Source organism: Gordonia sp. OPL2, from assembly GCF_003797825.1.
In the GTDB taxonomy this organism is placed as follows: domain Bacteria; phylum Actinomycetota; class Actinomycetes; order Mycobacteriales; family Mycobacteriaceae; genus Gordonia.
This window is the reverse complement of the sequence record NZ_RKME01000039.1, coordinates 14,977-36,539: the sequence shown is the minus strand read 5'-3', so window position 1 is coordinate 36,539 and position 21,563 is coordinate 14,977. Positions and strand designations below refer to the sequence as shown.

Below are 21,563 nucleotides of genomic sequence, written 5' to 3'. Positions count from 1 at the left end.
ATCCGCTCACTGACCGCGAATGTTGTTCGCCCGGAAGTTGTATCCGTCTTGGCCGTGATTCTCGTAGTCGAACTCGACCACCTGTCCGGGCGTCAGAGTCCGAAAACCCTTGCCGGCGACCTCGGAGAAGTGAGCCCAGGCTCCGCCCGGAGTGGCGTCGGAATCGAGCACACCCCAGCCTTCCTCGTCGTGCCAGAGTCGGACTGTTCCGATCGTGGTCGGAAGATCCGGTGGCAGCACCGACGGGATGTCGGTCGGATCGATGACGACTTGGCGCATGGTGGTCAGGCCGTCGGAACCCGGCTCTCCCACGCTGTTCCACAGATTGCCCGAGTAAGCGGCACGCCGAGGCTCCGGAGCGGCGGCGCCTGCGGGCCAGACGAGGTGCGCTATCTGATCGCACCCCTGGATCGGCGGCTCGGCGGCAGAGAACTCGAACTCGACTGCAGTGCCGGGTCGTAGTCCCAACAAAGGGGAGGCCGCCACATCGGCGACTGCCTCGACGCGCAGCGAGATCGATGTCGCGTAGCACGTATGTGGCGCGACGTCGGATTCGATGACACCCCAACCCGATTGCTGGTGCCAGATCTGGACGGTTCCCTTCGTCGGCATGGTCACACCGTAGACGGTGACGCCGACCATGCGCGTCGATTGCGGCGCGAGCGTCCTCTGTGCACCCATGATCCGTCATGCGCTCGGGGTGATCGGAGGTGGTGGCTCGGTCACGCGATCCGCACGCCCTTGGACAGTGCGCCTGCCGCCGGCATCACCGCTCAGCAGCAGACGTCTGGATAATCCAGTCATGGCGTGCGGAGCGGTGACCCTCATGTCAGCTATCCCTGGCGAGCATCTCGGACGGTCGTCTCACAACTGCAGAACGCAACCGAGGCTTCCGAAGAAGAAGTAGCCCGGAGGAAGCGCGGGCCCGCCGGTCACGGGCTCGCAGCTGATCGCGGACGCCGGTGCCGCGCCGAAGACGAGCAGTGCACCTACGGTTGACACGACGATGGCAAAAGCGCGCTTCATGTGAGATCAACTCCTGCTGACGGAAGAACAGAATTGGTCGGCGCCGGTGCCGCGTGGTGCTCAGATTAGTGCAATGCCCGGCCTGATTTCGTCGTCCACATGGGTGAAGCCGGGGAACGCCCGACGCCCATGTCAACAACCGATCAACCCGCTACTCCGTCAGCGGCCCGTCTGGATCGAGGCTGCTCACCAGTCGCCGCAGAATCGGTGCAACCGTATCGATCTCGTCCGACGACAGCCGGTCGAGCACGATCTCGCGCGCCGCGGTCACTTGGATCCTGCGGGCCTCGGCGAGTTTCTTGCGGCCGGCGACGGTGAGTTCGATTGTGGTGGCTCGGTTGTCGTCCGGGCATCGGGCCCGGCGTACCAGGCCGCGCTGCTCGAGTCGGGCCACCACTTTCGACATCCGGGGGAGGGACGAGTAGGTCCGCTCGGCCATCTCGCTGATCCGGAGGGCGTTATCGGGAGCGTCGGCCAGCGACATGAGCGATCCGAAGTCGAACAGCGTCAGGTCGACGCTGCGCAGCCGTTGGTCCATCGTCGGAGTGAACAACTGCGACAGGACGGTGATCGAGATCCAGAGGTCGGACTCGGATCGATTCAGCGCACGGGTACGAGAGGCCACTCGTCCACGTTAGCCCAATGGTTGCCGTGGCAACCAAGTATCGATATGGTTGCCGTGGCAACCATTGAGACATGCCGGCCGACTCCGTGGAGGACTGACCATGACCGCACCGACCACCCATCTCGTCGCCAGCGATGCGCCGATCCTGTCGGTAAAGCCGGTGTCCGTGCCCACCTCCGGGCGATACGCGGACTTGGTCGTTCGGGTCTCCGCACCCGTGGCCGGCGACAACCTGCCGGTGATCCTCTTCTCCCATGGGTACGGCGAGTCGATGGACGGCTATGGTCCGCTGGTCGACTGGTGGACCTCCCGCGGCTATGTGGTGGTGCAGCCGACCTACCTCGACTCACGCAGCGTCGGCATGCCCGACGACCACCCGCTCCGGGGCGAGATCTGGCGACAGCGGGCACTCGACGCAACGCGCGTCCTCGACGCTCTCGACCACGTGCTCGGCCACATCGTCGGCCTCCCGGAGCGAACCGACACCACACGGATCGCGGCCGTCGGCCATTCGTTCGGCGGACAGACGACTGCGCTGCTGCTCGGCGCGGGCGTCATCGACCCCGAGACCGGCGACGAATTCCGTTGCGCGGACGATCGGATCGCCGCGGGTGTACTGATCGCCACGGCCGGTCGCGGCAGCGATCTGTCGCCGATGGCGCGCGAGCACTTCCCGTACGTCAACGCGGTGTTCGGCGAGATGTCACGCCCGATGTTGGTGATCGCCGGCGACAAGGACGACTCCCCGCTGACCACCCGCGGGCCGGACTGGATGACCGACCCGTATACCGACGGCCCCGACACGAAGCACCTGCTCACCGTCGTCGGCGGAGAGCATTCGCTCGGCGGGATCGCCGGGTACGACGTCTCGGAGACGACCGACGAGAACCCCGGACGTGTGCGGTTCGTGCGGGAGACCGTCACCGCGTTCCTGGACGACGCACTCAAAGAGGACTCCGCCGGCTGGGACCGGGCACGTGCCGACCTCGGCGGCGCCGGCGGTCGGTTGGGCACACTCGAGTCGAAATACTGAGCGCGAACCGGCCGCGGCGATTGGATGCCTCACTGATCGGACAAGCGGCTGTGGAACGGCTCTTGCCTACGTACGACGATCACGATGCAGACGAGAATGATCCCGGCACAGCAGAACGTGATGACCGCGGGAGAGAACGCGCACGCGAGGAGGGCTGCCACCGCGGCCGACACGTGAAGGATCAGAGATTCGCGTCGACTCTGCGCGCCTCGCGGAGAGGCGGCCGACCGGACGATGGCCGCGGCGGCCACGACGATCAGCACTGTCGCGATGAGGACCATGAAACCTCCGCCGCGCGGTGAGTAGAAGAAGGCGCATCCGGGAGTCTCCAGATCGTCTGAGGATATCTGCGTCCGACGTCAGCGTGCCGACATCTGCGCTACTCACCTGCGAATCCTGCTACCGGTGCACGCGGGGACGACGGCTACTGTGACGACCATGGGACTGGCGACGTGGTGGCGGATACGCCGTATGCGCGACCCGGTGCGTGCGATGTTGCGGGTGAAGGTGTGCGCCCAGCCGGACTCGGCTGTCGAGTCGGCCTGGTATTCGGCGCGGATCATCGGAGCGATCAGTGGGCCGATCATCACGTCGGTGACCTTCGATACCACCGTGCCGGCCAAGCGGTGCCCCCGCTCTGGTCAGTCGATTCCCGTCATCGTCGACCGTGCTGACCACCGGCGGATTGCCATCCTGTGGAAGCAGGTGCCGCGCCGGCAGGAGTTTGTGAGGTGAGGTCGGGTCCGCGGGGTCGGGGAATAAATCGATCCGCACCATCGCTGCGCCACCTGTGACTGAGCATGCCGAACTGAGCCCGACCGAATGGGTACGACAGCAGACCGAGAAGATTCTGGAGCAGGGCACCACCGACGGGGTGCAGGTGCAGGGCCGCCCCATCGTCCTGTTCACGACGACCGGCGCGAAGTCGGGCAAGCAGCGATACGTTCCGCTCATGCGCGTCGAGGAGAACGGGAAGTACCTGATGGTTGCGTCGAAAGGCGGCGCTCCGGAGCATCCGGCCTGGTACCACAACGTGAAGGCCAACCCGACCGTGATCGCCCAGGACGGCGAGGAAGTCCGCACCCTGACTGCCCGTGAGATCTCCGGCGAGGAGCGCGAGCACTGGTGGGAACTGGCTGTCGCCGCATTCCCGCCCTACGCGGAGTACCAGACGAAAACCGATCGCCAGATTCCGGTGTTCGTGCTGGAGTAGACGCCTCGGACCGTTCGCGCCGGCGTCTCGACCCCGGCGCGACGGTCTGATCTCCGACTTCAGCGGTTGGGCGCCGCATGAAAGTCACCTCAGAGCGCCGCAAAGTGGATTATCCACTTTCCGGCGCTCTCACGTGACCCTCATGCGGCGGTGTGTAGGGACTGAATGCCGTGCCGCATTCAACCCGGGACGACTTCGTACGAGCGTCACGATCGACGAGAGCATCTCCATCGATATGCGCCCCCGGTGGGCTTTTGGCACTCCGTGCAGGTACGGTTGAACGCGTCGCCCGGCGGACCGTCCCCCTGTGTCCCCGGCGACCGCCGCCATCACCGCGGTCCTGCGTCCTCCCCCCGACGAGGCGAGCGGTGGCGGCCACAGCGCCCCGGCACCCTCGCCCCGAGAATGCCGGGGCGCGCCCATGTCTGGAGCTGTCAGCTCTCAATCCTCGGGCTGCGGAGCAGGTTCCGGCCACACCATTGTTCCGCCGAGTGACCTGATCATCTGAACCTCGCCTGCCGCCGTGAGCCAGATGGTCTCGGCGCTGCCCTCGGCCACCTCAGGCTGCGGGGCGAGGACCGCCGCTGTGTGCACCGGGGCCAGGCTGCTCCGCTCGAGGATGGTGAGTAGCCAGAACTGTCCGCGACTGCGATCGAAAGCGGTCGGTCCCTGCAGGGGCCACCACGATCGGCTCGTCCTGTCGGGTGGATGCCCGACGGTCCAGAAGTAGTCGCCGACAACCCCGGCCCGGAGGAACTTACGAGGTACACGTCGACTCTCGGCGAGGGCGAGTCCGGCGGTCACCTCAGTGAAAGTGTCGTCACGGGCGATGGTCAGTGGGCCGGGAAGCAGGGTCGGGCCAGATGGATGGGGCTTGTCGGGCAGAGCAAGCGCCGGGCCGGTTTCGATTGTCCCGTTCACGGCGATCCGGATGAGCCAGTAGGAATATGAGTCTCCGATGCGGCGACTGCACAGGACGACGAAGGAGTCGCCGTCGGCCACGGCTCCTTCGGGTGAGCCTGTGGGCCTGTCGATATCGACGACCTCCGCGTCGGCAGTGTGGATGCGCCACGGTCCGTTGGTGGAGCAGACGAGGAAGCGATCGCCGACGACAGCCCCGCACCTCCCGCCGGTGGTGCTCACTCGTTCACCGATCTCGTCGTCGAGTCCGACCCGGTAGGTGCCGTCCGCTCCGCTGACCCAACATCCAGTGGGCGTGCCCCACACGCGGCGGTCAACGGTGACGGGGCCGGGCAGGTGATGCACGGTAGGGATGCCGTCGTCGCCGAAGCGGGTCACCGTGGGGAGCTGCCGATCGAGGACCCACACGCTGGTGCCGCCGGCCGAGAGGTCGCCGGCAACCAGGGGTGGGCGCAACGGCAATTCGGCGACGTCGTCGAGATCCATGGTGATCAGGACGCCGATGTCGCGGCGCGAGACCGGTGGTGGGTTGTCGGTGAACATGCGCTCGTCGGTGAAGAAATGAGGCGAGCGCTCCACCGTCCGATACTCGCGGCGTCCGTCGATGGGTTCCCACCGCCACTTGGTGTCGACGCGTTTCCAAAAGATCGTGACCACCTGCACGCTGGTCACCCGCCCGCGCACCCATCCGTTGGCATCGATACCCATCACGCCGAGGAACTGGCCGGTCACCTCGACCCGTCCAGTTCGTGGTCGTCGACCGTCCCATGTGGCTGTCCAGCCGTCGCCCCGCAGGAGACCTGACCACATCGGGCCATCCCTCAGCTGAGTCACCGGGCGTCGATCGGGTTCGAGGTCACCGCGGACGGTGACGACGTCAGGTTCCGACGACGGCATCTCCTGAAATCTCAGCGGAAACGCTGCGACGGCGCCGACTTCAGGGGGCTCGATCTGACCGTCCTCGATCGCGATGTGATCGACCAGGACAGTCAACAGTCGGTTCGTGTGCCCTGCGGTGCGTTCGTTGCTCATGGCGCGATGGTGGTGGCCGGCGAAATGGATTCGGTGATCAGTGTGGATATGTCGATGTCGTCGATGGCGGCCTCACCGTCGGAATCCTTTCGCTCCAGGGACATGCGGAGCAACCGTCCTCGATCGCAGATCCAGGCGTCCCTCGGTTGCGCTGCGACCGAACGGGGTTGGTCGACGAAGCGACTGGTCTGCGGGGTCAGCGTGGTCGGATCGAGAATCGTCAGAAGTGCGTCGCTGGGTAGGGGAGTGCTCGGGTCGATGGGCGCAGGAAGTGGCCACCATTGCGTACTGAGATCGTCTGAGAATCGTCGAGCTCGAAACGTCAGTATCCATGCGCGATCTGCGAACGCGCCCCCGATGATGGGCTCTTTGGGAAGGCGATCAGGTGGGCCGAGGGTGAGGTCGTCGTTGATCGTGACCACGACGCCGCCGTAGAACATGCGCAAGCCTCGTGTTTCGGCAAAGAACGGCCGGCCGCCGCGCCGGTCGGGAGGAGCGAACCCCGGACCGACGCGCACGTCCCCCGTCGGTGAGACACGAACCAGGCGCAGCCATCGGCCCCCATCTGTTGCCCAGCGCATCAGGGAGATGAAGTCGCCTGTGCTGCTGTCGATACCGACGTTGCCGATCAACTCGTCGGCAGGAACATCGACGGGAAGAGGCGGCCCGTCCGGTGTGTGGGTCATCCACCCGCCGGACACGTGCTGAGCGAGGAGGGTCTCACCGCTGACGGCGGACGAGCATGCGCCGTCGTCCGTCACTCGGGAGGCGCCGGCGCCATGAGTGATGCGGTACAGAGCATCTCGTCCGGTCACCCAGCAGCCGGAGGGGGTGGCGGCGACGCGGCGATAGGTGTCACCCCGGCCCGGTAGCACGTACTCGGTGGCGTGATCGGTGGTCGTGTCGATCCGGGCAACGATCGGCAACTCGGAGTCGGCGACCCACACCGCAGCGTCGGCCGAGGACACGTGGCCCGGCAGTACCTGTGGACGCAGCGTTCTCGGCGGCACATCGTCGAGATCGAGATCGATCAAGGTCGCGATGTCGCGATACTGAACGCCTCCGATGTCGCAGGGCTCCGCATCGTGGTGAGAAAACGGTGCGAGCTCGACCTCACGGTAGCGGCAGGCCGTGTCATCGGCCAATTTCATTGTGTCGCCGACACATCGGGAGACCTGCGAGATGATCTGGACCCTTGTGATGCGTCCGCGTACTCGCCCCTCGTCGTCGTGGTTCAACGACGATCCGAAGTAGCCGGTCAGCTCGACCGGACCGGTCAGCGGGCGTGGGCCGGTCCACGTGGCCGTCCATCCGTATCCGCGAAGCAGTCCCTGCCACATCCAGTGTGCGGTTCCGCTGTCGTCGTCGCGATATTCGAACGGTTCGGTGTCGCGGAGTTCGAGTTCGCCGCGAATGGTCATGATCTCGGCGTCCCGACGCCGACCGGGCGCATATGGGGAGCCGGCTTCGTCAAAGCTGACCGGGAAATCGGTGACCGTACCTATGCGGGGAGGTGGTAGAGCGTTGTCACCGATGGACACCTCGTACACCCTGACCCGCAAACGACGAGGGCGCCTCATGCGCCTTTCTGCAGACTCGACATGACTGCAGGCTAACACGCGCTCAACGCGGTGGGGAGGCTCTGCGCCGGCATTGCCACCTCTGACCGATCGGTCTAGAGTTAGACCATGCGGTCAGAATCGAGCAGCGCGAGAACTTTCGCCGACGAAGCACGACGACGCCAGATCGTCGCCTGTGCCATCGAGCTGATCGCCGAGGTGGGCTACCCCCAGGCATCGCTGGCGAAGATCGCCGAGCGCGCCGAGATCGCGAAGAGTGCTGTGCTGTACCACTTTCGCGGCAAAGATGATCTCGTCGCCGCGATCGTCGAAGCCGTGTTCGGGGCGTCGGCAGGGGTGATGATCCCGCAGATCATGGCTGCGACAACGGCGACCGACCGTCTGCGGGCCTACATCGCGTCCAACGGCGAGTTCCTCGACACGCATCGTCGCGATGCCATCGCCCTCTACGAGATCTCCGTCGGCTACCGCGACAGCGCGGGCCGCCGGTTCGATCAGGTGGTGCAGGCCTCTGTCGACGAGTCCGGTGTGCCTCCGGAGTTCGCGCTGCTCGACCCGCAGAACATCCTCGCGGACGGCATCCGCGACGGCGAGTTCGTCACGACAGCAGATCCGACGGTCCTGAAGAACGTCCTGCGCGCGGCCCTCGACGGTGCCGTCGCCGAGCTGGCGCGCGACGAGACCTACGACGTTCTCGACCACACCTCGACCTTGGCAGAACTCATCATCTCAGCGATCGGAGTAGCACGATGAGCCCACGAATCACCATCCTGGCGTTCGGAACCCGCGGCGACGTCGCCCCGATGACCGGTCTCGCGGCGGGTCTGCGGGACCATCTCGGCGCGACGGTCGCGATCGCGGCCCAGCAGCCGTACGAAGCGATGGTCACCGATGCCGGATTCGACTTCCGGCTGCTCCCGCGCGACACCGAAGCCGACACCCACTCGTCCGAGTACGGGCAGGCGATGGTCGACGGACGCAAGCTCAAGCCCTCGAAAGAGGCGATCGTCGGTATGCGTGAGGACCTGGTGGGCGTCGGCGAGGCGATGGCCAAGGCCGCCGAGGACGCTGACCTCGTCCTGTTTGGCGGGCCGGTCGGAACGCTGCTCGGATCGCACGTGGCAGAAGCCGTCGGTCGTCCGAGTGCGGCGCTGGTGCTCCAACCGTCGTACGTCACCGGCGATTTCGCACCACCCGCGCTCGGCACCCGATCATACGGCCGTCTCGGCAACCGCGCCGCCTGGCGACTGGCCGGTGCCGGCGAGAAGCTGTTCGCGCCGCTGATCGACGATCTGCGAGGCACTCTCGGACTGCCACCCGAGTCGCTCCGCAGCCGCCGACGTCGCCTCGAGCGAGAATGGACTCAGTTGTGCGGGTTCAGCACTCGTGTGGTGCCCAGGCCCGACGACTGGCCCGACCACGTCCACATCACGGGCTACTGGTGGCCTGTGGAGCGGCAGGCACCCGAGGCGCCCGCCGGGCTCGTCGACTTCCTCGCCGATGGACCGCCTCCGGTCTACATCGGTCTGGGCAGTACCGCGATCAGCGACGGCGATCGGATTAGCGCGATCGTGCGTGATGCGCTGCGCGCAAGCGGCCGGCGTGGAGTCATTCACCGCGGTTGGGCACACCTCGACGGTGGGGACGACGACACCCTGTTCACCATCGGCGACGTCGAGCACTCCTGGTTGCTCCCGCAGACGGCGGCAGCAGTTCACCACTGTGGCGCCGGAACAACCGCGGCGACCCTACGTGCCGGGATCCCGACCGTCGCCCTCCCTGGCATCATGGACCAACCGTTCTGGGCGCAGCGTCTGCAGAGTCTCGGTTGTGCACCCGCTCCGGTGCCTCGCACGAGTGTCACGGCTCCGGTTCTCGCCGAGGCGATCTCGGCGGCTACCAGGGACGACCAGTATCGCCGCTCCGCGCTTACCGTGGCCGACGAGTTGGCATCGGAAGACGGGACGACGGCTGCCTGCCGGATCATCGAGACGCTGCTGTCGGCGCCGACTTCACCTACTCACGCCTGATGTCAACAGGATGGAGAACCTGCCATGGCCAGTGAAGCACTCGTCGGCGACGCCTTGCTCGCCGGTTCGATCATCCTCGCCGGCGGCGCGATCGCCGCGGGAATCGGCAACGGACTCGCCGGATCGCGTTTCATCGAAGGTGTCGCGCGGCAGCCCGAGGCCCAAAACCGTCTGATGACACCCTTTTTCATCACCGTGAGCCTCGTTGAGGCTGCCTTCTTCATCAACATCGCGTTCATGGCACTGTTCGTGTTCGCGACTCCGGGTGCGTCTTAGCGCGAGAACGAGGCCTCCCTCCGTGGCAGTTGCATCGCTTTGGAAGAAGCTACCGGACGGGCACCACCGACGGACACCGACCGAAATGCTGCTGCAGGCGACGTCCGGAATCGTCGTCATATGTCCGGCCGAGAGCAGTACCCGGTACGGTTTGCAGATGATCCGAACGTGGCGGCGAGTGTGTGTCGTGCTTGGAGCCATCGTCGTCGCAGGTTTGTCTGGATGTGCCGAAGACATATCAGAGACGTCCGAAACTTCGACCGGCGGTCGTTGGCAGCTTGGCCCGGGTGGGACCGCGTCGCCCACCATATCGCGACCGATGTACTTGTCGCCTGTTCGAGTGTTGCTCTGCGAATACGCAAGCAACGACTCAGGAGTCGTCTATCTCTCAGTGAGGACCGGCGCTGATGCCACGAGCGTATGCGACGGACAGCGTTTGTTGTCCAAGGCAGAGTTCGACGGTCACAGCTTGATCCACCGGTGCGAGACTACTGGCTCGAGACTGAATGTTCCGGGCGCCTCCCAGGCCTACTTTGTGTCGGTGTACTCCGATTCGACGCCGGCCAACATTCGTGCGGCAGCGGAGCTCTGTGGATAGCGCTGCCATCGGTGCCCTCCCTTAGCAGACGCGTCGGGGTGTCGCTCGCCTCACGGCTTCACTCCCTCAGCGCTGGGTGATAGCGACCGTGCGATCAGGGTGCTGTCGCGGACGATATCTGCAGTGCCTCAATGAGTTCGCGATATAGCGAATCGGTGCTCAGCAGCTCCTGGTGGGTTCCCGTGGCGCGAATGGAGCCGTCTTCGAAGATGAAGATATGGTCTGCGTCGATGATCGTGGACAGGCGGTGAGCAACGGTGACGACAACACCATCAGTAGCCAGTTCGCGTACCGCGCCGATGATTGCGGATTCGGTGAGAGCGTCGAGTTGAGCGGTGGCTTCATCGAGGAGCAGAACCCGTGGGCGGGTTACGAGGGCGCGAGCGACGGCGATGCGTTGACGTTCGCCCCCGGACAGCGTGGACGCGGTGATGGTGTGATCGAGACCGGAGGCGAGTGACCGAACCCGTCTGTCGAGGGCAACGGCCTCGAGTGAGCGCCATACCTCGTCGTCCGACGTCGACGGTGCTGCGTGAGTGATGTTGTCTCGCACGGTGCCGGGCACGAGCGGGGCGTCTTGTTCGACGTAGCCGATCTGCGAACGCACGGCGGGGATGGTCCACCGCTCATAGGGAATGCCGTCGAGCAGAATCCGTCCCGAGTCGGGATTGGTGAACCGCAAAAGCGTCGAGAGCACTGTGGTCTTCCCTGCGCCCGAGGGGCCGACGAGAGCGATGTGGCCGCGTTGAGGGACGGCCATGCTGACGGACTTCAGCGCGGGCGGTTGGTCGGGCAGGTAGCGCACGGTCACGTCCTCGAGCTCGAGCACTGCTCGGACGTCGGCCTGGTCGGTGAGGTGATCGTCGCGTGAGTCGTCTGGATCGCTCTCTCGATCCAAACCGGTCACCTCGTCGATACGGCGCGCAGCGGCCAGGCCTGATTGCATGGTGGTGACGCTCATCATGATCATCCCGGCCGGGGAGGTCAGTGCGAAGACGTACAGGAGGAATGCGACCAGACTGGGCACGTCGAGTGCTCCGGTCGACACACGCCACGCACCGACGACCAACACCACGATCAATACGACGTTGACCGCCAAGCCGGTCAGCATGGCGGCGGCTGCTTCGACCCGCACGGCTCGGACTCCGAGCGTCTGGGCGTCGTCGACGCGGTCGTAGAGGACTGCCAATTCTCGGTCCTCGGCCTGCGACGCTTTGACGGTGCGCATGGCGCGCACTGTGCCGTCCAGCCGTTCGCCGAGCTGACCCAGCTGCTCCTGAACCTGCTGTTGCAGGCGCGACAGCCGCGGCATCAACAGCAGTGCCAAGGACATGCCAGCGATGATCACCGCGGCGGTGAAGGCCAACAGGATCACGTCGAGGTAGGCCATCAACGCCAGGCTGCCCACCAGTGCGATGATCCCGTTGACGAACTGCACGACGCTTCCAGTGGCTGCTTCGCGGATCAAAGTGGTATCCGAGGTCACGCGTGAGGCCATCTCACCGGCGGTGCGGGTGGCGCCTATGCGCGCACGTAGCAGCGACGCCAACATCGAGCGACGAACTGATCGTACGATCCGCTCGGCCAACGATCCGAGCATCACCATCTGCACGTATCCGATCGCGGTGGATATCACCAAAACCCCGACCAACAGAAGGGCCACACCGGTGACAGGAGTGTGAGAGTTCATTCTCTGCAACACTTCTCGTGTGACGAGTGGACTGATCAGTTCGACGGCAGCAGTCACGAGGCCGAGGATCAATGCCACGGCGAGAACGGCGGCTTCGGGTCGCATCCACCGGGCAAGCAACCGCCACCCGCCCCGGTCGAGCACCTCATCGCGTGAGTTCGAGGACATACCAGCCACGATAGAGGCGATGAGCGCCGATGACACTCGAGTAAATGCACGGCAGAAGTTGTTGCGGCGCATCGTGCATCGACGTCCACCGCAGCAGGCGGAAGCGATGTCACCAGTGTGGGGGACAACTGGACACCCCGTGGCACGAAGAACGGTCGGTGCACTAACCCGGGTCGGGGACAGCTTCTTCGTCAGGGTCGCATTGATCGAGTCGGTGGTCGTCGCGTCTGCGGCCTCTCGGGTCTGCTGCAACTCGCGATGCCCGTCCCTACTGTGGACGCCATGGCACAACGAACCGACGGACGATTTGCCGGCAAGCACATCGTGATCACAGGTGCGACGAGCGGAATCGGACGAGCCGGCGCACGTCGGCTGTCCTCCGAAGGGGCGCGTCTGACGCTGACCGGAACCCACGTCGATCGGCTCGACGCCGTGACGGCCGAGATCTCGAATGCCACCGTGGTCGCCAACGATGCGTCGTCACGAGAGGCGGGTGAGGAGTTGGCACGTGCGGTCGAGGGCGGAATCGACGGGCTGTGGCTCAACGCCGGTCGCGCAACGGTAGGCCCTGTGGAGGCGGTCGACGCCGACGCGTTCGATGCTCTGATCGCTGTCAACCTCCGTGGCCCGTTTCTACAGCTCGCCGCGCTTGTACCGAAGCTCAATCCCGGTGCGGCGGTGCTGGTCACCTCATCGACCTCCGCGTACGAGGCAGCGGCGGGCACGTCGCTGTACGCGGCGACGAAAGCCGGGCTCATTGCGGCAGCACAGTGCTGGGCGGCGGAACTCGCCCCGCGGTCCATCCGCGTCAACACCCTGATCCCCGGCGCCACCGACACGAACTTCCGCGACTTCATGACCACCGAGGTGCGCACCACGTTCGAACAGGGTGTTCTGGCCGACGTTCCCCTCGCACGCACCGGGACGCCGGACGAAGTCGCTGCGATGGCTGCCTTCTTGCTCTCCGACGACGCCGGGTACATCACCGGAAGTCAACACGTCGTCGACGGCGGACTGCTGCGGCGCTGAGCGACGGTTCCCTGGTGCGATGGAGCGTGTCCTTTCGGCCCTCCATGACACGCTCAGGCGATCCGCACGCCCCGTGGGAGTTTTCGAGCCGGCACCCGCAACCGGCGTGCAGCGATGGTCAGGCCGATTGCGCCGAACGCCATGTTGATGAGCAGGCCCAGATACCAACTGTCCCCGATACGGGCATGTTGATGCGCAGTCTCCCCGGCATAGAACCTGCTGGGACTGCTGTCACCGGAGGTGCTGAACCAGGCTCGCTGATCGCCGCATCGCGGCGCATCGATGTAGGGACCCATGCGTGCCGCCGACAACGCCTCCGCGATCGGGGTGAGCAGTGTGGGGCCAGGCGGACGGTGCCCACTGTCCCAGATGCGTACCTGCGGGTTGTCCTGTCCCGCAACGACGTCCGGAAGGATGAGCACTGGGTTGGGAGCCAGTAACCACCAGATGCGCTCGGTGTGCGCGAACTTCTCGGTCGACTCGACGTCACGGCAGGTCGGCTGCGTCCATTCGGTGTTCTCGGACCAACCGTCGGGCGCGGTGTACCGCGCGCGGGTCACCTCGTGATCCTGTTGCGTCGTCGTGTAGAGCAGCCCGAACAGCGCCGGCAGCCCCAACAGGAGGAAGAACACGGTCGCCTGCGTGAGGACTGCCGAACCCGCCGGCCGTGCCGTCAGTGCCGAGAATCCCAGTCCGATACCGCAGTAACACGCGAACAACAGGCCACAGACAACGACACCGAGTATCCCGCGTCCGGCCCCGTACGGCGCTGCGATGATCGCCCACACCAGGTAGGGCAACGCGACGACCATCAGCGCCAGGCAGCACACCCAGTTGCCGATCAGCTTGCCGATGGCCAGCTGCCAGTTGCTGATCGGTGTGGCCTGCACGACGGCCAGGGTGGCGTCCTTGCGGTCGCCGTTGATCGCTGTCGCGGTCAGCGTCGGCGCCAGGACGATACCGAGGAACAGCAGGGCTCCCATCACCACGGCGTACAGGTTCTGCGCCCACTCGCGGTACGAGGCACCTGACGGGTTCAGGGCGACGAACATCGAGCCGAAGACCACAGCGGAGATGACGACGAACGAGAGCGCCAACGTGACCTTCCAGCGGGTCGTGCGCACCCGCTGTCGAAGCTCCAGGCCGACGAGGACTCCGATGACAGACCACCATCGGCGTGCTCGCCCTGTCCACGGTGGCCCCGGCTCGACATGGCTCCGGTGATCGGCAGCGGTGGTCATCGTCATGTCCTATCGGCGTCGAGCGCGAGGTACGCGTCCTCGAGTTCGGTGTCGATGCGGGCGAACTCGGCCACCGGCCGTCCGGCGGAGATCAACTCGGCGAGGTGCCGGGCGGCGGCCTGTTCGTCGGGGAATGTGATCGTCGCCGCCGACGCGGCCGGTTGGCCGGCCTCGCGTATGCGCCACCGATGTCCGACGCTGCTGCGCTCACCGGTCGGCCGGGTACGCCCTTCGGTCATGATGATCACGTCGTCCACCATCTCCGACAGTTCGGTGAGGATGTGCGAGGAGATCAGTACGACGCACCCGTCGTCGGCGAGAGCGCGGAGCTGATCGCGCAACTCCACCCGGGACCGCGGGTCCATCCCCGATGCCGGCTCGTCGAGCAACAGGATGCGGGGACTGTGGACCAGAGTGCGCGCGAACCCCAGCCGTTGCTTCTGGCCGCGGGACAGCTCGTGTGCGGGACGGTCGGCGAACTCGCCGAGGTGAACCACGTCGAGAAGCTCTGCGGCGCGACTGCGGGCATCGGCCCGGGACAGCGAGTGGAGCCTGCCGAACGTGGTCAGGATCTCCGTGGCAGTCAGACTGTCCCAGGTGCCGAACACATCCGGCATCCACCCGACCATCGACCGTAGTCGCGGCGGATCGACCTGCACGCCGTCCACCGTGATGGTGCCGGTGTCCGGGCGCAGTAGCCCGGCGAGCATGAGCAGCAAGGTCGTCTTACCTGCGCCGTTCGGGCCGACGAGACCGGTGATGGACCCGGTTCGTAGCTCGACGTCGGCGTCCGCGACGGCGACATGCCGACCGAACGCGCGTATCAGACCGCTCGCCGCCAATGCCATGCCGCGACGATACCGGCAGCCGAGGCCACCGTGAGTGATGATTGCTCGTCGATCGTGAGATGTGCAGCTCGGTCCCGGGTGGTTGACTGAGTTGCGTGTCTACACAGGCCTACGGCCCGACGTCGGGGGTCGAGGATTTCCGTGCGGGCCTCGACCCGACTCGGTGGATCGCCGCGTATCTGCCCGCGTGGAGTTCACGAGCAGCCGCCCGCGCGGAATGGTCAACGACCGCCCAAGGATTGACGCTCGCGATCCCGCCGGAGCATCCGGTGTGGTGCGCCGGAGATCATGATCCACCGCTGCGGGTGTCGGCGATCCAGAGCGGCAACTGGTCTGGGCCGGTGGGGAGTATGCAGGGGCAGCAACCATTCAGAAGCGGTCAGCTTGTGCGGGAAGCGCAGCCCACGCTGTGGGGTCTGACGCCGCACCATGGGCGGGTCGAGGTGACGTGCCGGGCGACGCTGACACCGGAATCGATGTTCTCGGCGTGGCTGATCGGGCTTGAGGACCACCCGGATCGATGCGGCGAGATCTGCCTCGTCGAGGTGTTCGGATCGTCGGTCGAGTCCAGTCCGATGCCGAGTGTCGAGTTGGGTCGGGGAGTGCATGCGTTCCGTGATCCTGCATTGCGCGAGGAGTTCTCGGCGCCTCGTACCCCGATCGATGTTGCGCGGGAGCACACGTATGGCGTCGATTGGCGGGCTGACGGTGTGAGCTTTCTGCTCGACGGGGAGGTGATCGACTCCGTGGATCAGTCGCCCAACTATCCGATGCAGCTGATCATCGCAATCTTCGAGTTTCCCTCAAGGACAGAGATCGCTGCGTCGGATCGGACCGTTCCGGAGCTGTCGGTGCGGGAGGTTCGGGTCGACCGCCGCTGAACAGGAGCGTCAGCGGTGGTCGCCCTCGCTACACGCCCGACTATCCCGGGAGCTCCAGAAAGCCCAAGCCGCGACAGCAAGGGAAACCACGGAGAGAATGTCGGACACGGTGAAACCGTGACTGGTGTTCAACACCCAGAGGATTCGCCCCTCGATCGGTCCGTTGAAGAGTATCCAAGCAATCGCGCAAACGGACAGCGCCGCAGACGACAGACGACCGGGTCGTGTCACGCACCAAACGAGACAGATGAGGAGAGCACACAATGTTGCGAAAGACTGCGTCGGGTCGACAGATCGCATCCGCACGGCCGCCTTAGAAACGAACATTCAGCGGTGCGGTTGTGGTAGGCGGAACGACGGGGGCTCCAACGCCACCGAGTGTTGAATTCGCGACGGTGCGAGACTTGCCGACCACGGAATCCGTGAGCAACTGTAGCGACGGAGACAGGATCTCTGAGTGCGCTGCGATCAATTCGTCGTCTCGAGATCGCCCGCGCTCCTGGCCTTCGAACGAGTCGATACCGATTCCCGGACACCTACGTGGACATCTGATTGCCGCCACCGCTGTGGTGGCTGGAGGCCGTTACTGTCGACAGAGATCGCAGCCCACGCGACGATTGCGGGGAGCCAGTAGTCAGGCTGTTCGAAGAATGCGGAGGTGAGCGCAAACGCAGCGATGGTCACGAGGACGCCGGCCGCACCTCCGTGCTGTTTGCGGACCACTGCTCGGATCGCCGCGACTGCGATCGCGATGATGATCGCGCCGACAGCAATTGCAAGAAGAACACCGCCCTGAAACCAAGCGCGAAGAAAGATGTTGTGCGTCAACGTGATACCGTCGTACGTGCCACCGTACTCGGCGGGCAACCCTCGGCCGAAGAGGGGCGCTTCTTTGATTGACTGCCACGCGTACTCGTACGTCAGCTTCCGTATGTCCCACGTGCTGTCGGCCGTTGTTTGACCCGTGACCTGGAGGTATCGGTCAGCCGGCGACCGGAACGTATTGAACACCGAAGTGAATTCAGCCACGAACCACAGACTTGCTGCGGTCGCTACGACCGCGAGAACGAAGTGCTTGATCCGATCGCGCATGACCGCGACGGTGACCAGTACTCCGATGCCGGCCGACATCATTGAGCTGAGGCTGCCTGTCGACAGTAGTCCGCCGACGTTGACCACGGTCAGCGCACCCAAAGCAACTCTTGCAAAAGAAGTTCCGAGTTGTGGTGCTCCGCGGAGCAGCATGGTCAGGCAGACGAGTATTGCGATCGACGACATCAAGCCCAGGACATTGGGATGCGACGAAAGGCCGGCCGCTCGTCCCTGGACCGTCTCGATTCCCAGCACATCGAACCCGGCGGCTTGTGCTATTCCCGCGAGCGATGATGCGCTCTGGCCGGCTAGGAAGGACAGGGAGAATGCCGCGACGAAATTTCGAGATCTCCGGACGTTTGCTGTCATGACGAACACGGCCAACCCGAGTACGGCGAACAGCTGAGCTCCGACGAAGGCGTTCTCCGGGATGGTTGCGGTGTCGGTTGCAGTCAAAACGGCGATCGCACTCGCCAGACCGGCAAACAACCACACCCCGGGAAACAGGGGTCGTGCGAGGCGCAGGAACACTGCGGATCCGACGATCAGCGAGAAAACGCCTGCGAACCAAAGCACTCGTGCGGCATCCGGGAGCTGTCGATACATGGGAAGTAGAAACGCGATCACGGACCAAGCGCCCATCAACCAAACATCACGTGATCCGCGGGCCGTGATCGAGTGTCGGGGGGCATCGAGTGCTATCGATCGGCCGGGCCCGTGGGTGCTCATGGCGACATCATTCCCTATTCATTCGATTCTGCAAACTGAGCATCAGAATTTCGAGAATTCTCAACAATCGTTGCGAGTTGTGGATAGGAATGTGAAACGTGCGTTTCATTCTTATGTCCACACTGGTTCGGTGCAACGTTACTGCATCGTTATTCTGTGAGATCTGGAGCACATCATGAGTTCGACTGTTTTAGGCAGTGGTTCAGTCGAACTTCTTCCGTTCGATTACGGATCCGTGGTTAGCCATCTCAAGGCCTGTTGCAACGTTCCGAATTGAATCACTGGCGCGGCCTCTGCGCAGGTGCGGCTTTAGGTAACGCGTCGACGAGGTGGTCGGGATACTCGGAGGTCTCAAATGATGTTGTTGCGCAACCTATGTCGGCGATCCTGCAGAACGACCTACATCGATTTCGGGTGGCCGAGTGAGCGGCGGCCCGCGGCATGCGTGCGCTCGAGAATTGCGCAGACGAACTTTCGCAACAATGGTTGTGAACTCAACGTCTGTTAGGAGTTGCCGCTGGTGGCGGCGGCATTTTCAAGTTGTCAAAGCACTCAACCTGACTTAGTCTCTCAGTGTCTGTTCAGGTCACGAAGCGGCCTCGAAACGCCAATGAATTGCGAATGTCGAGTTCACATCTTCGGTTTTGTAGCGCGTTCTCTGGCTAGTAATTCGATTGCAGGCATCACGTCGGGAGGTAGAGCTGTGGTCAACAGTCGGGCTATAGATGCTCCACAGCACGGTGTGGCGGGCCGAGCCACCTCACGGCTGCGGTTCGCCGGTCGCACCCAGATGCGTTCGCGCAACTGGATGCACGGGTACATTGTGCGGCTTGCGTGGTCGGATATCGCCGTGGTGGCCGTCGCACTGACCACCGCTCAAGTGGTTCGGTTCGGGGCAGATAGCGCGACGACACCGAACGGGGCGATCCAAGCGCCGGCGGCGCTGGTATCGCTGGTGCTGGGTGTGTCTTGGGTGTTGACCCTAAGGGCGTTCCACACTTTGGATCGTCGCGTCGTGGGCTCCGGTTCGCAGGAGTATAGCCGTGTCGCCACGGCCTGCCTGTCGGTATTCGGAGTGCTCGCAATGCTGGATCTGTTGTTCCGCTTGAACATTGCGCGTGGATTCCTGGCACTCGCCCTTCCGATCGGAACTGTGGGCCTCGTGTTGTCGCGATGGGTCTGGCGTGAACGATTGGGCCGACAGCGTGCCAGGGCGCAGAACCTCGAGCAGGTATTGGTGGTCGGGGAACCCAGATCGGCTGTGCCTGTCATGGAACGACTGATTCAGCAGCCGACGCTCGGCTATCGAGTGGTGGGCATATGTACGCAGGCATACGCCGGTCCTCGCAAGTCGATAGCTGCCGGTGGGATCGATGTCCCTGTGCTGGGCACATTCGACGACGTGTGCGGAGCGGTTTCCGAATGCGGCGCTACAACAGTCGCGGTCACCTCCGCGGAGGCGCTGGGCCATCACGCCATGCAGAGTCTGTCGTGGGATCTCGAAGGTTTGGATGTCGACATGCTTGTGTCTCCTGGTGTGACGGATGTGGCTGGTCCAAGGATGATGCTTCGTCCGGTCGCCGGCTTGCCCCTGCTGCACATCGACAAGCCACGCTATGAAGGCGCCAACAGGCTGCGCAAAGCAATTGTCGACCGTGTCGGCGCCGCGTTGATACTGCTGACGATTGCTCCAGTGTTGGCTGCTGTCGCGCTGGCGATCAAGCTCGATTCACGCGGGCCTGTCTTCTACCGGGCCACCCGCGTCGGCATCAACAACAGACCTTTCGCCATGTGGAAATTCCGGTCCATGGTGCAGGATGCGGACTCCCTCAAGGACAATCTGCGAAGCCTGAACGACGGTGCGGGCGTGCTCTTCAAAATGCGTGACGATCCGCGTGTGACCCGCGTGGGTGCCTTCATCCGCCGTTACTCGATTGATGAACTGCCTCAGCTTTTCAATGTGTTGGGCGGCACGATGAGTTTGGTCGGCCCCAGGCCCCCATTGCCCGATGAGGTCGAACGCTACGACGGGCGCGTCGCGCGTCGAATGTTGGTGAAGCCGGGCATGACCGGCCTATGGCAGGTGTCGGGACGTTCTGATCTCTCCTGGGAGGAGTCCGTACGGCTTGACCTCTCCTATGTGGAGAACTGGTCGATCATGCAGGACGCATTGATCCTCTGGAAGACGGTGCGAGCAGTCGTGGCGAAGGACGGGGCTTACTGATGAGAATGGTCGTTCTTGGTCTCGGGTATCTCGGCGCCACCCACGCTGCCTGCATGGCGGAACTCGGACATGATGTGCTGGGCGTAGAGATCGTCCCGGAGAAGCGCGCGCAGTTGGCGGCCGGAGAGGTCCCCTTCTACGAGCCGGGACTACCGGAACTGCTGAAGCGGCACATCGACTCCGGACGTCTCACCGTCAGCGGGTCCTACGCTGAGGCGGCCGACTTCGCCGATATTTTCTTCATCGCGGTGGGCACACCCCAGAAGAAGGGTGAATACAGCGCGGACCTACAGTACGTCGACGCTGCGATCGAAGAGTTGGTCCCGCTGCTCACGCGTGACGCCATCATCCTGGGCAAGTCGACGGTTCCGGTCGGTACGGCTCAGCGACTGTCCGAACGAGCCGATGAACTGGCAAAGGACGTCGACGTCGAAATCGCCTGGAACCCAGAGTTTCTGCGAGAAGGATTCGCGGTACAGGACACCTTGCATCCAGATCGTCTTGTACTCGGGATGTTCGCCGGAGGCGCATCTGAGACCGCCTGTCGTGAGATCTACGGTCCGATCCTCGATGAGGGGACCCCGCTGATCGTCACCGACCCGCCGACCGCCGAACTGGTGAAGACCTCGGCCAACGCTTTTCTTGCCACCAAGATCTCATTCATCAACGCGATCGCGGAGGTGTGTGATGCCGCAGGTGCAGACGTCAAATCGATCGCGGATGCGATCGGTTTCGATGCACGTATTGGACGAAAGTTCCTGAATGCCGGACTGGGGTTCGGAGGGGGTTGCCTGCCCAAGGACATTCGCGCCTTCATGGCCCGGGCCGGCGAACTCGGGGCGGCTGAGGCTTTGAGCTTCCTCCGCGAGGTCGACAACGTGAACATGCGACGCAGAACGCGGATGGTGGAGTTGACCCGCGAGGTCTGTGGCGGTTCGCTTCTGGGCAAGCGTATCGCCATTCTGGGTTCGGCATTCAAACCCGAGTCCGACGACGTTCGGGACTCGCCCGCCCTGAATGTCGCGGGTCAGATCCAGCTCCAAGGCGCATCCGTCACCGTGTACGACCCGAAAGCGATGGACAACTCGCGCAAACTGTTCCCAACACTCGATTACGCCATCACTGCGTTCGATGCGTGCGAAAAGGCCGATGTCGTCCTGGTCCTCACTGAATGGAGAGAGTTCCTCGCGCTGGATCCGATCGAGCTGGGTGAACAGGTGAGACAACGAATCGTCGTTGACGGGCGGATGTGTCTCGATCCGGCGCGATGGTCAGATGCCGGATGGCAGTACCGAGTCTGAGCGCCCCGGCCTGACAATTCAGCTGT

Annotated in this window: 20 protein-coding genes; 10 read left to right on the top strand and 10 right to left on the bottom strand. The window is 64.2% G+C overall.

Features of this window, described 5'->3' with window-relative positions; all coding sequences use genetic code 11:
* Positions 1-6: 6 nt before the first annotated feature.
* From EEB19_RS24290 to EEB19_RS24280, 3 genes are all read right to left on the bottom strand, one after another.
* On the bottom strand, positions 7-681 hold the full coding sequence (locus EEB19_RS24290; RefSeq protein WP_262365893.1) for a cold-shock protein: 675 nt from the start codon (positions 679-681) through the stop codon (positions 7-9).
* A 183-nt stretch (positions 682-864) separates the two neighbouring features.
* Complete coding sequence (locus EEB19_RS24285; RefSeq protein ID WP_187589888.1) at positions 865-1,026, bottom strand: hypothetical protein; 162 nt, start codon at positions 1,024-1,026, stop codon at positions 865-867.
* Positions 1,027-1,177: 151 nt separating this feature from the next.
* Positions 1,178-1,651: a MarR family winged helix-turn-helix transcriptional regulator gene (locus EEB19_RS24280; protein WP_262365892.1), complete on the bottom strand. Its 474-nt coding sequence runs from the start codon at positions 1,649-1,651 to the stop codon at positions 1,178-1,180.
* A gap of 100 nt (positions 1,652-1,751) precedes the next feature.
* Between EEB19_RS24280 and EEB19_RS24275 the strand changes: the two genes are divergently transcribed.
* Positions 1,752-2,684 carry a chlorophyllase gene (locus EEB19_RS24275; protein ID WP_187589887.1) on the top strand — a complete coding sequence of 311 codons (933 nt, stop codon included), beginning with the start codon at positions 1,752-1,754 and terminating at the stop codon, positions 2,682-2,684.
* Between the two features lie 29 nt (positions 2,685-2,713).
* Here EEB19_RS24275 and EEB19_RS24270 read toward each other — a convergent pair whose 3' ends face one another.
* Positions 2,714-2,965 carry a hypothetical protein gene (locus EEB19_RS24270; protein ID WP_187589886.1) on the bottom strand — a complete coding sequence of 84 codons (252 nt, stop codon included), beginning with the start codon at positions 2,963-2,965 and terminating at the stop codon, positions 2,714-2,716.
* 190 nt (positions 2,966-3,155) lie between these two features.
* On the opposite strand from EEB19_RS24270, the gene EEB19_RS24265 reads away from it, so the two are divergent.
* Together EEB19_RS24265 and EEB19_RS24260 are read left to right on the top strand one after the other, a co-directional pair.
* Positions 3,156-3,419 (top strand): hypothetical protein, encoded by a 264-nt coding sequence (locus EEB19_RS24265; protein ID WP_187589885.1) that lies wholly within the window; start codon positions 3,156-3,158, stop codon positions 3,417-3,419.
* 55 nt (positions 3,420-3,474) lie between these two features.
* Positions 3,475-3,897 (top strand): nitroreductase family deazaflavin-dependent oxidoreductase, encoded by a 423-nt coding sequence (locus EEB19_RS24260; RefSeq protein WP_187589884.1) that lies wholly within the window; start codon positions 3,475-3,477, stop codon positions 3,895-3,897.
* A gap of 441 nt (positions 3,898-4,338) precedes the next feature.
* Here EEB19_RS24260 and EEB19_RS24255 read toward each other — a convergent pair whose 3' ends face one another.
* Positions 4,339-5,850 carry a hypothetical protein gene (locus tag EEB19_RS24255; protein WP_187589883.1) on the bottom strand — a complete coding sequence of 504 codons (1,512 nt, stop codon included), beginning with the start codon at positions 5,848-5,850 and terminating at the stop codon, positions 4,339-4,341.
* Positions 5,847-7,391 (bottom strand): hypothetical protein, encoded by a 1,545-nt coding sequence (locus EEB19_RS24250; RefSeq protein ID WP_187589882.1) that lies wholly within the window; start codon positions 7,389-7,391, stop codon positions 5,847-5,849. The genes EEB19_RS24255 and EEB19_RS24250 overlap by 4 nt, the downstream gene beginning before the upstream one ends.
* A gap of 147 nt (positions 7,392-7,538) precedes the next feature.
* On the opposite strand from EEB19_RS24250, the gene EEB19_RS24245 reads away from it, so the two are divergent.
* From EEB19_RS24245 to EEB19_RS24235, 3 genes are read left to right on the top strand one after another with little or no spacing between them, the layout of a single operon-like run.
* Complete coding sequence (locus EEB19_RS24245) at positions 7,539-8,183, top strand: TetR/AcrR family transcriptional regulator (protein WP_187589881.1); 645 nt, start codon at positions 7,539-7,541, stop codon at positions 8,181-8,183.
* The gene (locus tag EEB19_RS24240) at positions 8,180-9,460 is read left to right on the top strand and encodes a glycosyltransferase (protein WP_187589880.1); all 1,281 of its coding nucleotides are present in this window, start codon (positions 8,180-8,182) and stop codon (positions 9,458-9,460) included. Before EEB19_RS24245 ends, EEB19_RS24240 begins: the two co-directional genes overlap by 4 nt.
* Before the next feature lie 24 nt (positions 9,461-9,484).
* Complete coding sequence (locus EEB19_RS24235; protein ID WP_187589879.1) at positions 9,485-9,736, top strand: F0F1 ATP synthase subunit C; 252 nt, start codon at positions 9,485-9,487, stop codon at positions 9,734-9,736.
* Between the two features lie 692 nt (positions 9,737-10,428).
* On the opposite strand, the gene EEB19_RS24230 is transcribed toward EEB19_RS24235, so the two are convergent.
* Positions 10,429-12,192, bottom strand: a complete 1,764-nt coding sequence (locus EEB19_RS24230; RefSeq protein ID WP_187589878.1) for an ABC transporter ATP-binding protein — start codon at positions 12,190-12,192, stop codon at positions 10,429-10,431.
* A 282-nt stretch (positions 12,193-12,474) separates the two neighbouring features.
* On the opposite strand from EEB19_RS24230, the gene EEB19_RS24225 reads away from it, so the two are divergent.
* The gene (locus EEB19_RS24225; protein ID WP_187589877.1) at positions 12,475-13,221 is read left to right on the top strand and encodes an SDR family NAD(P)-dependent oxidoreductase; all 747 of its coding nucleotides are present in this window, start codon (positions 12,475-12,477) and stop codon (positions 13,219-13,221) included.
* 53 nt (positions 13,222-13,274) lie between these two features.
* On the opposite strand, the gene EEB19_RS24220 is transcribed toward EEB19_RS24225, so the two are convergent.
* The gene (locus tag EEB19_RS24220) at positions 13,275-14,462 is read right to left on the bottom strand and encodes an ABC transporter permease (protein WP_187589876.1); all 1,188 of its coding nucleotides are present in this window, start codon (positions 14,460-14,462) and stop codon (positions 13,275-13,277) included.
* A gap of 2 nt (positions 14,463-14,464) precedes the next feature.
* Complete coding sequence (locus EEB19_RS24215; RefSeq protein ID WP_187589875.1) at positions 14,465-15,310, bottom strand: ABC transporter ATP-binding protein; 846 nt, start codon at positions 15,308-15,310, stop codon at positions 14,465-14,467.
* A gap of 95 nt (positions 15,311-15,405) precedes the next feature.
* Between EEB19_RS24215 and EEB19_RS24210 the strand changes: the two genes are divergently transcribed.
* Positions 15,406-16,191, top strand: coding sequence for a glycoside hydrolase family 16 protein (locus tag EEB19_RS24210; protein WP_187589874.1), 786 nt, complete (start codon positions 15,406-15,408; stop codon positions 16,189-16,191).
* Positions 16,192-16,659: 468 nt separating this feature from the next.
* Here the strand turns inward: EEB19_RS24210 and EEB19_RS24205 are convergent, their stop codons facing one another.
* Complete coding sequence (locus tag EEB19_RS24205) at positions 16,660-17,925, bottom strand: O-antigen ligase family protein (RefSeq protein WP_187589873.1); 1,266 nt, start codon at positions 17,923-17,925, stop codon at positions 16,660-16,662.
* A gap of 877 nt (positions 17,926-18,802) precedes the next feature.
* Between EEB19_RS24205 and EEB19_RS24200 the strand changes: the two genes are divergently transcribed.
* Positions 18,803-20,236, top strand: a complete 1,434-nt coding sequence (locus tag EEB19_RS24200; protein WP_262365891.1) for a sugar transferase — start codon at positions 18,803-18,805, stop codon at positions 20,234-20,236.
* Complete coding sequence (locus tag EEB19_RS24195) at positions 20,236-21,537, top strand: UDP-glucose/GDP-mannose dehydrogenase family protein (RefSeq protein WP_187589872.1); 1,302 nt, start codon at positions 20,236-20,238, stop codon at positions 21,535-21,537. Before EEB19_RS24200 ends, EEB19_RS24195 begins: the two co-directional genes overlap by 1 nt.
* Positions 21,538-21,563: the final 26 nt, after the last annotated feature.